Here is a 12112-nt window from a genome sequence, read left to right as displayed (position 1 = left end):
CATGACCCTGACTTCTATCGGTGACCTTGCCCGAGGATTGACCCTTCGAACCCGCAGCACCGAGATCAAATCGCAGATCGAAACGCTGTCCTACGAAATGTCCTCGGGCAAAGTGCAGGACATTTCGGGCCGACTGGCTGGCGATTATTCTCATCTGCTGGATCTGGAACGCAACATCGAACGGCTTGATGCTTTTTCGGTCGCCACAGCCGAGGCGCGCCTTTTCACTGATTCAATGCAGTTAAGCCTGACGACGTTCAGCGAGTCGGTGACCGAGGTATCATCGTCCCTGCTGTCCTTTGGAACATCCAATCAGACGGTGACCCATGAACAGGCATCCGCGCAGGCGCGCAATGAACTGGATACGATGATTTCGGCATTGAACGGACGGGCGGGTGGGCGCAGCCTGTTTTCCGGCACCGCGACGGATGCCGCACCGCTGTTGTCGGCCGACGCGTTGCTGGGCGCGTTGCAGGCGGAACTGACCGGCCTGGTAACCACGACGGATGTCAAACAGGCCGCCGAGGATTGGTTCAATGATCCCGCCGGTTTTGACGCCGCGATCTATCAGGGCAACGCCACGCCACTGTCGCCGATACAAATCTCGGATTCAGAGCGGATCGACCTGCCGATTACCGCAACCGACCCCACTTTGAAAGCTGCCATGCGCGATGTTGCTCTGGCTGCACTGGCCTCGGACGATGCGCTGAACTGGACACTCGAACTGCGTACGTCGATGTTCACCCAACTAGGGGTCGAGCTTGCGAACACGCAAAATGGCACGGTAAATCTGCGCGCCGAAGTGGGGGCTGCCGAAGCGCGGATCGAGCAGGCTGAAACGCGCAACGCCGCCGCCAGAATCAGTACACAGAGCGCACGGAACGAATTGATCTCGGCTGATCCTTACGAGACTGCGGCGCGGTTGCAAACCGTGCAATTTCAACTGGATAACCTCTATTCCGTTACGGTTCGCAACGCCAATCTGTCACTGGTGAATTTCCTGAGATGAAGATTCTTGTATTCCTTCTTCTGCTGCTGCCCGGCCTTGCCACTGCCGGGGCGATCCGCCTCAAGGATCTGGTGAATTTTGACGGCGTACGCGGCAACGATCTGGTGGGCTATGGCCTGGTTGTCGGGTTGAACGGCTCCGGTGATGGCCTGCGCAATTCGCCTTTTACCGAAGAGATCATGTCGAACATCCTCGAACGGCTTGGCGTCAACGTGAACGGTGAAGACTTTCGCCCCAAAAACGTAGCCGCCGTGCTGGTCACGGCCAGCCTGCCTCCGTTCGCGCGTGTCGGGGGGCAGATTGATGTCACGGTCTCTGCGATCGGAGATTCCAAGAGCCTTCTGGGCGGAACGCTGGTAATGACCCCGCTCAACGCAGCGGATGGCCAGATTTATGCGGTGGCGCAGGGCACGGTTCTGGCCGGCGGCGCAGTTGCCGAGGGCGAAGCGGCCACTGTCACGCGCGGAGTGCCGACATCGGGCGTGATCCCCTCGGGTGCTCGGGTTGAACGCGAGATTGATTTTGAACTCTCCGATCTGACGCAGCTCCGATTGGCGTTGCGGGAACCGGATTTTACCACCGCCGGTCGCATCGAAGCGGCGATCAATGCGGAGTTCAACCGAACCGTCGCAATCATGCGGGATTCCGGCACGGTTGAACTCAGCGTTGCGGCGACGCAGGCAATCTCAACCGCGCATGCGATTGGCCGGATCGAGAACATTCTGGTCGAACCAGAAGGCAAAGCGCGCGTTGTTGTCGACCAGCGATCCGGCACCATTGTCATGGGTCAGGATGTCAGGATATCTCGGGTGGCCGTCTCACAAGGTAACCTGACGCTGACCGTCGAAGAGGCGCCGATTGCCGTACAACCCAACCCGTTCGCGCGGGGTGAAACGGTGGTGGTCCCGCGCACTTTCGCCGGTATCGAAGAGGAAGAAGGCACCGGTCTAGCCGAAATACCCGAGGCAACAACGCTGTCAGAAGTTGTCGCGGGCCTGAACGCGCTGGGGGTATCGCCGCGTGACATGATCGACATTTTGAAAACGATCAAAGCGGCAGGGGCGCTTCATGCAGAGTTTATCGTCCGGTAAGCGGCGGCCTCAAATGGGCCGCGCTCACCGCCTCAGACTTATTTGGATTTCCAGCTATCCAACCACCGGCGAAAGCCCTGGCGCTTTTCATCAATGGCATCACCTGCGGCATACAGGCCGTCTTCCATGTTTTCCAGAACCGGATCGATCCGTTTTTGCCGGAAGCGGCGCCACCGGACCCAGAGCGCCCAGACAATGGCGGCGAACAGGGTCAGGAAGATGATGTTGAACCACGGGATGATGCGCACATCCGGCCCCTCGACAGGTCGAAGCAGGATGGCATTGGGGAAAATCGACATGAATTCATTACGCCATCCATAATGGGTGACGACGACCCACTCGGGGTTGTCTTTGGTCGATTTGGCATCATTGGCTTCGGTATAGAGGTTCGCGGTGTCGAACTTGAAGTAGGGTGGCCAGCCCCAGCCGGTATCCTCGTTGCGGTACACGATGGGTTTGCCATTGGCGCGCACGGCCTGGATGAATTGAACGTCCCGGTTCGACAGGCTGGTCGACTGATCCTCGGGCTCGGACCAGAAAATCCGGGTCCAGTCGGTCAGGTCCTGACGTTCTTCGTAGGTGTTTACGATCCGCACGATATCGTGTTGCGGCAGCGAATATTGCAGGATCGTTCCCAGAGTGATCCAGAAAACCAGAATGAACGCCCATTTCAGATAGGCCATGCCATATCCCTCACATGTAATTCACAATATAGATCAGCGCGCCGATTGCGATCCATGGCACAATATAGACGCCCAGTATCAATTTACGCCGGAACGAATTGTCATAGACGTGCAGGCCGCGCGCGACAAATGCCGCCTTGTCGCCGGTTTTGCCCTTCTCGTCCCACCAGCTTTCCAGCTTTCGCCGCCGGACGCCGCGCGAATACAAAGACAGCGCGACATAGGCAACCGTCTGCAGGACCAGCAGGATCAAAACAAGGCGTAACGCTCCGAACATCTCAACCCTTCCTGACCGAGCCCCACGGCCCGACCCGTTTGATCAGGTCATCCGTGATGCCGTCGTCGCCACTCATATCTGGCTCATGCCCGAACAAGGCGGCGCGCGCACCGGCCTTATCCACCTGATACTCGCGCGCAAGGAAGTCGGCAACATAGGCCTTTTTGCTTTCGGGCCATCTGGCGTAGGTCGCGTAGAACAATTCCTTGTGGCAGATGAACATCTGGCGCGGGTCCAGCGGTGCCAGTTCGGCCAGCAGCATGTTCACCAGATCGCGATGCGGTGTATTGGCCGCACGCAACGTATAGAAATAGGCCGGGTGGTCCGAGGATATACGCGGCCAGGGCCCGCCATCGGTCGCCCAGCGCATCAGTTGCGCCAATCCATGATAGGCCTCGGGCAGATGATTCGCATGGTTGCGCGCCAGCCGTCGCATATCGCTGCGATCCAACCCGGTCAGGTCGACATCGGCATCTGCGGCGGCGGCGATGGTCAGGAAATCCATCTTCTGCTGCAGGATCGCGGCAGCATCGACGCCACGCGCTTTGACGATGGGTTCGGCCAGATCGTTGTATTCGAGGAACTTTGCAATCTGGTTTCGCTGCGACTGGTCAAAAATGTACTTGATCGGCAGATCACCCGGCCTGTCGCTCATGCAAATCGCCGCCGGATGGTCCACATCCGGGAACAGATAGAGTCCACCGAAATGCGCTGTCCAGAAATTGCGCTGCTCGAACGCGGTATGGCGCAGGCGGACTGGGTTGCGGGTGACGTCGCCGGTTTCCTTGGCTGTCTCGATCATCTTGGCGATCAGCACGTCGTCGAACCAGGCGTCCTCTTCGGTTTTAAAGCGTTCGACCATGCCCGCTAGCTGCTGGGCCTTGCGCAAGGTGCCGCCTGCGGTGTCGGCCTCAATCTCGATCTTGCGCAGGTTGAACAGGTCGCGGGGGGTGGTGAGTTTGATGACCGAGTTCACCAGCTCTCCGGCCACCGCATCAGTGGCGGTGAGGGCGAACAGCTGCGCCTCGTTCATTTCGATGAACTCGCGCAGGATATCGCGCGAGGTCGAGAATTTGACGTTCAGCAGCGGTGCGCGTTTCTGCTCGGTCGTCAGCAGGATGAACTGCCGGTTGACCCCGTTTGGATTGAGGTAGAGCTCATCCTCCAGCTCAATCCCCACCTCCGGCGAATAGCCCGAGATATCGACATGGAAGTCCGTCAGCGCCGTGGTCTTGCCCGCCAGATGCTGCAACGCGCGGTTATACCGCTCGACCAGAGCCGGGCTGGAGATGTGGACGAGGTTGCCGAACATCAGGCCTTTTTCGATGAGGCGGATCATTCGGACCACCTATGCTTGACTTGAATATCTATCCCCTTGATCAAACCAATCCAATAAGGTGCAGACAAGATGAGGCTTCCGATCAGCACAATGGAAGGGTCTAGCCTTTCACCCAGCCCCCAGACATCAAAAACAAAAATGCCAGACGCCGTAACCAAACCAAAAAACACAACGACTGCGGCGAATAAACTGGCTATCCACCAGAACAAGAACCTCAGCCACATGAACCCGCCTAAGGGAACAGGCAAACTGCGGCGGATCACCCAAAGGACAAATTTGGTACCAGCATAAGCCAGTAGCGCACAAGCTATCAGGAATAGGATATCAAGCACTCAGACGGTCCCTCTTTTCGGTTCGAGATTGTGCTCCACTCAGCTTACACTCCTGCGAATTCGACCAACATAAACTACCGCCAACACCAACAACGGCAACGCAAACGCCCGAGCCGTGATCTGCAGGTTGAACCCGATGTAAGACACTACACTTCCCTCAAACAGGATCAGAGACTCTTCCCAAGAGGTGCCCTCGAACCCGCTGCCCGCGTTCACGCCGAACTGGGTCAGGAACAGAACCGTCACAGCGCCCAGAAATCCGACGACACCCCAGCGCAGGGGCAGGATCAGGCCCATTACGAGCGCAAAACCGGAAATCGCGTAGACGAGCATTATCCCTTCCCCTCCAGATACCGCCGCTTGGCCTCTTCCATCCGGCCCATCTCACGCACTGCATTCTCGATGGCGACCTCGTCGCTCTTGTCGGCATAGCGGAACTCGCTGTCGGCGTAGCGGTTGATCTCCTGCATCACCATCTCGACCGTGATCGGCTGGCGCAGGTCCTCGATCATCGCCTTCTTGGTATCGTAGTCGCGGAACAGGAATAGGTCTGGGTTCTCCATCCATTCGTCGGGCAGTTCGAAATCCATCGCGCGGACCTTGACCGCGTCGGTGATGTTCTTGATCGCGCGGCCGGTAAAACGCTCATCCGCCTGCTGGATCGCCTTGAGGTAGGTGCCCAGCTTGGCGATCGTGTCCATCTGGCCGGTCTCACCAGAAACACGCTCATAGACCTGCAGCAAAGCATCCTCATGCGGGCGCGAGTGGCTTTCAAAACTGGCGGCGACGGCCTTCTTGATTTCCTGCGCGGCATAGGCTTCGTGCTCGCCCAGCGGGATGTCGTGGTTGCGGCCCATCAGCAGGTGCAGGATGTCGATGTAATCCTCGCGCGTCTGCGGCCCGTCCACCAGAAACCGCGCGCCCGCCCGCTGGCGCAGGGCGTCGTCCACATTCTCAGGGTAGTTCGAAAACATGCCAAAGGTGCAGTTGCCGCGCACGACGGTGTTGGCACCCGCAAAACTCTCCATCAGCACGGCGGTGATTTCCAGTTGCCCGGCTGAGGACTGCCGGTCGCCGCGCTTGCCCGCCAGTTGGTCGATATCGTCGATGGTGCCGAAACCGATAACCGAGGGGTCGATGATCGTGTTGATAAAGGCCTTGGCGTTCTGGCCGGATTTGCCCTGATAGCTGTCGATATTGTCGGTGCTCAGGTTCTGATAGCGGAACGGATAGCCCGCGTTATGGCAGTAATCGTTGATCAGCCCGGCCATCATCTGAATCAGAGTGGTCTTACCAGTGCCCGGTTTGCCGTCGCCCATGAAGGTAAAGATAAACCCGCCAAGTTCCGCGAACGGGTTCAGACGACGGTCAAAGTCATAGGCCATGACCATCTTGGCCAGCTTCATCGCCTGATATTTGGCGATATGGTTGCCGACCACTTCGTTCGGTTTTTTGAACGTCATGGTGAGGGTTGTTGATTTCGCCTTGGAGGCCGGTTCAAAGCCACGAATGGTCAGGTCATCGGCTTCGATATGCCAGGCGGCGTTCTGGAACGGGGCCAGATGGCCTGCGGATTGGGCGCGCAGAGCGGCCTTTTCCATCAACTGTTCGGCATAGGCGCTGGTGGCGGCGATCAGGTGGGCATCATCTGGGGCGTGTTTGGCCAGCGTCTGGTCCAGTTCCCACAGCGCGCCGTGCAAGGCGAGTTGGCCGTTGTCGGTCAGAACCTCTTCGATCTCGCCGAGATCAACGGTGGTTTCGCCCAGATGCGAGGACAAGAGGTAAGCCAGTGCATTGCCGAACACGTGCGACGTGATCAGAGCCTCAGCCGTCAGCAGTTCCGAGAATTCGGTCTTGCGTGCGGCAGGCAGGTCTCCGGCCAGATTGGCGCGTTTCAGATCGGCCAGCGGGGTCTGTTCCGCATAAGCCTCAGCCACGGTCAGAGCGATTGCAATGGCGCGCCGAATAGCTTGCTGCACAGTCGCCTGCGGAGGAGAGACCAGCGTATCGCCATCATCAGACGCCTCAATCCGCTCGACCAGATGTACCCCGTCCGCGCGCACGGTGCGCCGCGTCACCAACCCCGGTGTGGTGGACCGAAATCGCCGTCCGGTCGACACGCCCGGAGATCGCTCAACTGCGGCCTCGGCCGGTTTTGCGATCCTCGGCGCATGCTCGAACCCGTTCAGCAAAGCGGTCGCTGCCGGATAGTGCTTTCGAATATCCGCCTCGCGCAATTCCATCTGATCCGACGTCAAAGACATTTGCTCAACCCTGCTTCTTCTCGTTCAAAATACGGTCGCCGAAGGCGAAAAACTCAATAGCGCAACACCTGCCCCGCCTTGCTGACCACGAACTTGCGTACATCGGCGAAACCCGGCGGGTTGCGTTCGGCCAGCACCTGAAACGGGCGTTGGGGCAGGATGATCGAGCGCTGCGTGTGCGTCGCCCCGGTCTCAGCCCCCTGCCCGGCGAACGGGTCCAGCGCAAAGACCTCGCGCTCAACGGTCGAGAACCAACCGGCGCGCTCCTCGATGACTTGTTCGCTTTGCAACTCTTCGGTGGTCCAGGCCAGTGCCCAGTCCTGACCCTCGGGTGCCTGCGCATCCTCCAGCACCTGCCGCAGGGGGCCGGACTGCTCGGTATAGGCCGAGGAATACATCGGCCCCACATGGATACGGCGCAGGTGTTTGGGGTGCAGGTCGTCGAAATCCTGATCGAAGCCTTTGGCAATGGTCACCAGTTTCAAACCGCCAAGCGACTGCGCCATCAGATGCGCCTGCACTTCTGGCCAGCGGCGCTGATCCTTGGGCAGGGCGGTTTTGCCGCTGTCCTCAAGCTGCATTAGATAGATGACCGGCAGGTTGATCTGACTGTCATAGACCGCCCAGTGGATCATGAACTTGCGCCGCTCGCCCTCATTCCCGATCCAGTGGCATTCGGGATCGTTGCGGGCCCAGAACAGCTGACCTTTCAGCAATTCCTCGTAATAGAGCCTTTGCGACAGCGCGAATTGCAGCTTGGTGGGGATTGCCCGGTCGCCAATAATCGTGCGCACCATGTCGGTTTTCAGGTCATCTTCGGACGGCATATTCGCCAGATGCACCTGCGCCTGCTGCGCATCATTGGCCATAGTCAGCAACTCGGCCGCCACCGGAAACCCGCTGTCGCGCTTGTCCATGGCGAGGCTGCCAAAGAACCGCCCCGTATCGCGCCCGACCAGCAGGTATTTCATGCTGAGCGCGCGGAAGGTGTAGAGCAGCCCCGAGAGGTAACGCGACACGATCCGCACCTCTTGTTTGCTGATCGCCCCTTCCGCCTCCATCGTCGCCGCCACGCGCAGGAGGTGGACGGTGATCACCTCGAATTTGCGGAAATAGCGGCGCGAGGCGAAGGTGTCGGTCAGGCCGACATGGTCTTGGGTTGGATCAGTCATTCCTTAGTGCTTCCGTCCTCTCGAATTCCTGACCACCACATCAGAAGTCCACCCATCGGCCCCTCACATTTACATTTCCATTTAACCATCTGGTATTCGTTGGCAGACATCTTGGTTGCCTTCCAAATGAACCTATTCAACAGCTGCCCTATCCCTAGAAAGATGATGAAAACGAATGAGATAAAGCCAACGGGCCTTGCGTTTGAAGGGCACGGACCATTGCCAAATGCACACGGATCAAGGTGATAGGCGTAAATCCCAAGTCCAAGACCAATCATGACAAATAGGTAAGATCGGACACGAAAACTCATCCGCCATACAAATTCTTATCATGCTTCTCGACAATCGAGGCAAACCGACGGGCAAAGCGTTCATCCGCCTTGGCCTTTTTCTCCAGCACGTCGCGGGCAAAGACCATGTGGTCTTCGTGCGCCTCAAGCATGTCGGCCATTTTCTGGTTGGTCGCGGTGCCGATGGCGGCCATGGCCGTCTGCGCCTCCTGGTCGGTTTGCACGCCGATCTCGTTGATGCGGTGGGCCACGTCCTGTTGCTGCGCGGTTTTCAGCGATTTGGTCAGGGCGTCATACAGCACCACGCGCTGTTGGGTGTCTGTCTGCAGCTTGTTGATCAGCACCATCTGCGTCGCCGCCTGGTTCTGCAGGGAATCGACCCAGGTTTTGCCCTTTTCGATGTAACGCTCCAGCGTTTGCGACTTGGCCAGCTTGACCTGCTCTTCCTGAACCTTGGCGTTGTACTGCTTATTCAGCTCGGCCAATTCAGTCTCTAACTGGGTCCGCGCGGCGGCGTCCTGTTCGACGCTGATCTTGTTTTCCAGCGTGATGATCGTCGGGTCCATGCCCTGAATCTCGGCGCGCAGAGCCTCCAGTTCGGCCACCGTGGCTTCGCGGTCGTCCAAAGTGCCACTCAGGTTATCTTCGACCTTCACACGCTGCTCTTCCAGCACCGACAACTGCCCCTCCAGCAGCTTCACGATCACGTCGGATTTGGCGATCAGGTCCTGCAGCTTGTCGTCGATATTTGCTGTGCGCATCCGCTCCTGCCGCATCGACTCGGATTTGGCTTTGGCGAAGATGCCCACAAACGACTCCCACCCGGTTTTCGAACGCATCTCGTCGAAATCCTTGGAAAACGCATTGGTGACGTCGTCCAGCCCCATGATCAGCTCGGCAATGTTCGCGTTCATCACCTCGGTATGGGCGTGCACGTCTTCGAGCGTGGCATTTTCGATGTCGATATCCGCCTCGGCGGTGCCGATCTTGGCTCGGGCGGCCTCGATCCGTGACGTCAGCCCTTCGATTTGCGACTGACTTTCGCGCACCTTGGTCTGCGTTTCCTGAATCAAAGCTTCGAATTGCTGGTTCGACATCTGTCCTATTCCTTTTTTTCTTATCTACCCAATAAGATAGGGAATGTTACGCCATTTTACATCCCCCTGAGCACCAAAATCCTGCGAAGTTTCGCAAACTCAGGCGTGAAAAGATAGGCAGGACAACCCTGCGATGTACAGAAAGCTTTGTGCGCGTTCCCGGTGCAACGCATCAGGATCACTGACAGCGGTCAAGGCAAGACCCCCCCCAAAAAAAACATCGCCCCGCGTCTGGAGGAACGCGAGGCGAGTGTCGCGACACTCTGGGAGGAACGTAGAGTGCCGCAGGGTTTTCAGAGGCGTCAGTTGACGGCTTTTGCGTCAACCACATCCTTTTCAATGGCCTTGGCCGAAGCGATCTCGATCCGGCGCGGTTTCAGGGCCTCGGGCACCTCGCGCTTGAGGTCGATGTTCAGCATGCCATCCTCATGGCTGGCGCCGGTGACACGGACATGGTCGGCCAGCGCAAAGCGGCGCTCGAACGCGCGGGTGGCGATGCCACGGTGCAGATAGCTGCGGTCCTTGTCTTCGGCGGCTTTCTTGCCCGAGACGACCAGGGAATTCTCTTTCACCTCGACCGACAGATCGGCCTCGGAAAAACCGGCGACGGCCACCGAAATGCGATAGGTGTCGGCCTCGGTCTTTTCGATGTTGTAAGGTGGATAGCTGGGCTGGGCCACGTCGTTGGTCAAAACGCGGTCCATCATGTCTGCGACGCGGTCAAAACCGATGGTTGCGCGGTGCAGCGGTGCAAAATCAAATGTACGCATGTGTCATATCCTCTTCACTGAGCGATTTGCGAATCTGCCCTCCGTTTCGGACGGGCGCTGGTTTGCGACGGGCCCCTGTTCAGGCGACCCGATACATTTCAGATGGGAAGAGGATTGGCGGGGTTCAAGACCCGCCTGCGCTGATAAACTTCGCGCCCGAGCTCGATTTGTCAGACCCGGGCTGAAGCCTGCGGATCGTCGCCGTGGGGCGGGGGGCATCGCGGCGCATCAGGGCCTTGAGCTCCGAGACCACGCCCGCAAGCTCCATCCCATATCCGATCTTGCGACGGCCGTCAGAAGCGCCCGCAGACACAACCGACAGAATCTGCCAGCGCGGCCCGTTCTTGGCCAGAATGGCGGAACCGGATGAACCGAAAGTGATATCACAATCGAAACTGATCAGACCCTGTCCCCGCTGCAGAATCTGGCACGACCGCTGTCGCGTGATCGCCTCGGCCCGACCGCGCCCGTAAGAGGCGACGCTGATCTCACCGCCGTTCGCGCCGCCGCTATACAAGGCAAACGGGTCGGCGATGGCATAAGGGATAGGCTCTTCCAGCCGCATCAGAGCCACATCAACGCGGATGCGCGGGATGGACACCGGAGCGTTGGCAACAAAATCCGGATGGGCCGCGATCTGGATCACCTTGCGCTCGGCCAGCGCTTCGCCATCGCTCAGCCCCGCCCGGAATGTCACTTCGCCGGGGGCATAGGGTTTGCCTGTTGACTTGTCCAACGCGCAATGGGCCGCCGTCAGCACCATGTCCTTTGCGATCAGGGTACCGGTGCAAAAGCCGCTCTTGCCGATATCCAGCCTACCTACCGCCTCCCAGCCATACAGATCATCCCGGTCGGTCAGACGGCGCTTGCCGCTGTTCTGCGCCTGCGCGGCTGTGAAAAGAAAGGAAAAAATCAATGCAAAAACAACAAAGGATCGGGTCATGGTTTCAGAAATTTCGCTCCAAGATTTTTTGAGCCGTTGACGGCTGACGCGTTCAGGCCGCGCCCTTGCGACAGTTCCGCCTGAAGCAGCTCCAGCGATTGTTCCAAAGCGGTGCCCAGCGCCACGCGTTTGCCATCCATCTCGGCCTTGGCTGCCACCACCGAAACGATGCGCGGACGATCCCCTTCAAACGAGAATATCGGCGCGCCGGACGCCCCGAAATCGACATCACAGGACATCACCAGAATGCCGGCTTGCCGCGCCATGACCGAACAAATCTCTTGTAATGACGGTGCTTCGGCCCGGTCATGGGCATATGACACCACACCCACATCCTCGCCATGCGAGGGGCGTTGACCCGTTTCAAATGGGATGACGGCGGTGTTCCGGATTGGCTGCCGCAGTTCGATCAGGGCAATGTCATGGCGCACCCGGGTCACCGAGGATCCGCCATCATATTCATAATCGGGATGCACAACGGTGCGCTGCGCGGCACGATAGGCAAGGGCGTGGCCCAGTCGCCAACCGGCCAGAAACTCGATCTTCGCCGGATCAATCGGTTGCTTCGTTACCTTGTCGAACAGGCAATGCGCCGCGGTCAGCACCAAGGTGGGGGAAATCAACGCCCCGGTGCAAAACCCGGTTCCATCAATATCCAGACGTCCCACAGCCATCCAAGCCCGCCCGGCATGCGAGGTCTCAAGGCGTTCCAGCCCGGTATCCTGCGCCTGCGTGGCCAAGGGAAGCAGGCTGAGAGCAAGGGCCGTGATCCAGTTGCGCACGTGGGTCTCCGGTCATTGGGTCCGGCCCCGAGTCCTACGCGCGAGGTGCGGCAAAATTAGGGC

Annotated in this window: 13 protein-coding genes; 2 read left to right on the top strand and 11 right to left on the bottom strand. The window is 58.8% G+C overall.

Annotation, left to right across the window (positions count from 1 at the left end; translation table 11 throughout):
* Nucleotide 1 precedes the first annotated feature (1 nt).
* Both ACR3E4_RS08965 and ACR3E4_RS08960 read left to right on the top strand, forming a co-directional pair.
* Nucleotides 2–1009, top strand: coding sequence for a flagellin (locus ACR3E4_RS08965; protein ID WP_480535381.1), 1008 nt, complete (start codon nucleotides 2–4; stop codon nucleotides 1007–1009).
* On the top strand, nucleotides 1006–2100 hold the full coding sequence (locus ACR3E4_RS08960; RefSeq protein ID WP_480535383.1) for a flagellar basal body P-ring protein FlgI: 1095 nt from the start codon (nucleotides 1006–1008) through the stop codon (nucleotides 2098–2100). The genes ACR3E4_RS08965 and ACR3E4_RS08960 overlap by 4 nt, the downstream gene beginning before the upstream one ends.
* A 38-nt stretch (nucleotides 2101–2138) precedes the next feature.
* Here the strand turns inward: ACR3E4_RS08960 and ACR3E4_RS08955 are convergent, their stop codons facing one another.
* From ACR3E4_RS08955 to ACR3E4_RS08905, 11 genes are all read right to left on the bottom strand, one after another.
* Nucleotides 2139–2783 carry a DUF1523 family protein gene (locus ACR3E4_RS08955; protein WP_480535384.1) on the bottom strand — a complete coding sequence of 215 codons (645 nt, stop codon included), beginning with the start codon at nucleotides 2781–2783 and terminating at the stop codon, nucleotides 2139–2141.
* Nucleotides 2784–2793: 10 nt separating this feature from the next.
* The gene (locus ACR3E4_RS08950; protein ID WP_480535386.1) at nucleotides 2794–3060 is read right to left on the bottom strand and encodes a hypothetical protein; all 267 of its coding nucleotides are present in this window, start codon (nucleotides 3058–3060) and stop codon (nucleotides 2794–2796) included.
* Nucleotide 3061: 1 nt separating this feature from the next.
* Nucleotides 3062–4399 carry a DUF6638 family protein gene (locus ACR3E4_RS08945; protein WP_480535387.1) on the bottom strand — a complete coding sequence of 446 codons (1338 nt, stop codon included), beginning with the start codon at nucleotides 4397–4399 and terminating at the stop codon, nucleotides 3062–3064.
* Nucleotides 4396–4731, bottom strand: a complete 336-nt coding sequence (locus tag ACR3E4_RS08940; RefSeq protein ID WP_480535388.1) for a hypothetical protein — start codon at nucleotides 4729–4731, stop codon at nucleotides 4396–4398. The genes ACR3E4_RS08945 and ACR3E4_RS08940 overlap by 4 nt, the downstream gene beginning before the upstream one ends.
* 39 nt (nucleotides 4732–4770) lie before the next feature.
* Complete coding sequence (locus ACR3E4_RS08935) at nucleotides 4771–5064, bottom strand: hypothetical protein (RefSeq protein ID WP_480535390.1); 294 nt, start codon at nucleotides 5062–5064, stop codon at nucleotides 4771–4773.
* Nucleotides 5064–6995, bottom strand: a complete 1932-nt coding sequence (locus ACR3E4_RS08930) for an AAA family ATPase (RefSeq protein ID WP_480535392.1) — start codon at nucleotides 6993–6995, stop codon at nucleotides 5064–5066. Before ACR3E4_RS08930 ends, ACR3E4_RS08935 begins: the two co-directional genes overlap by 1 nt.
* A 53-nt stretch (nucleotides 6996–7048) precedes the next feature.
* On the bottom strand, nucleotides 7049–8167 hold the full coding sequence (locus ACR3E4_RS08925; protein ID WP_480535393.1) for a hypothetical protein: 1119 nt from the start codon (nucleotides 8165–8167) through the stop codon (nucleotides 7049–7051).
* A gap of 307 nt (nucleotides 8168–8474) precedes the next feature.
* Entirely contained in the window at nucleotides 8475–9554 is a 1080-nt protein-coding gene (locus ACR3E4_RS08920; RefSeq protein WP_421596968.1) for a coiled-coil domain-containing protein, read from the bottom strand.
* Nucleotides 9555–9856: 302 nt separating this feature from the next.
* Entirely contained in the window at nucleotides 9857–10324 is a 468-nt protein-coding gene (locus ACR3E4_RS08915) for an Hsp20 family protein (RefSeq protein ID WP_480535395.1), read from the bottom strand.
* A gap of 124 nt (nucleotides 10325–10448) precedes the next feature.
* Nucleotides 10449–11267, bottom strand: coding sequence for a trypsin-like serine peptidase (locus tag ACR3E4_RS08910; protein WP_480535397.1), 819 nt, complete (start codon nucleotides 11265–11267; stop codon nucleotides 10449–10451).
* Nucleotides 11264–12049, bottom strand: coding sequence for a trypsin-like serine peptidase (locus ACR3E4_RS08905; RefSeq protein WP_480535398.1), 786 nt, complete (start codon nucleotides 12047–12049; stop codon nucleotides 11264–11266). The genes ACR3E4_RS08910 and ACR3E4_RS08905 overlap by 4 nt, the downstream gene beginning before the upstream one ends.
* Nucleotides 12050–12112: the final 63 nt, after the last annotated feature.

This window comes from Ruegeria sp. AP11 (assembly GCF_056535865.1).
This window is presented reverse-complemented; position numbering and strand designations above follow the sequence as displayed.

Coding starts and splice junctions, on each gene's coding strand:
- ACR3E4_RS08965 (WP_480535381.1), top strand. CDS start 2: ATGACCCTGACTTCTATCGGTGACCTTGCCCGAGGATTGACCCTTCGA.
- ACR3E4_RS08960 (WP_480535383.1), top strand. CDS start 1,006: ATGAAGATTCTTGTATTCCTTCTTCTGCTGCTGCCCGGCCTTGCCACT.
- ACR3E4_RS08955 (WP_480535384.1), bottom strand. CDS start 2,783: ATGGCCTATCTGAAATGGGCGTTCATTCTGGTTTTCTGGATCACTCTG.
- ACR3E4_RS08950 (WP_480535386.1), bottom strand. CDS start 3,060: ATGTTCGGAGCGTTACGCCTTGTTTTGATCCTGCTGGTCCTGCAGACG.
- ACR3E4_RS08945 (WP_480535387.1), bottom strand. CDS start 4,399: ATGATCCGCCTCATCGAAAAAGGCCTGATGTTCGGCAACCTCGTCCAC.
- ACR3E4_RS08935 (WP_480535390.1), bottom strand. CDS start 5,064: ATGCTCGTCTACGCGATTTCCGGTTTTGCGCTCGTAATGGGCCTGATC.
- ACR3E4_RS08930 (WP_480535392.1), bottom strand. CDS start 6,995: ATGTCTTTGACGTCGGATCAGATGGAATTGCGCGAGGCGGATATTCGA.
- ACR3E4_RS08925 (WP_480535393.1), bottom strand. CDS start 8,167: ATGACTGATCCAACCCAAGACCATGTCGGCCTGACCGACACCTTCGCC.
- ACR3E4_RS08920 (WP_421596968.1), bottom strand. CDS start 9,554: ATGTCGAACCAGCAATTCGAAGCTTTGATTCAGGAAACGCAGACCAAG.
- ACR3E4_RS08915 (WP_480535395.1), bottom strand. CDS start 10,324: ATGCGTACATTTGATTTTGCACCGCTGCACCGCGCAACCATCGGTTTT.
- ACR3E4_RS08910 (WP_480535397.1), bottom strand. CDS start 11,267: ATGACCCGATCCTTTGTTGTTTTTGCATTGATTTTTTCCTTTCTTTTC.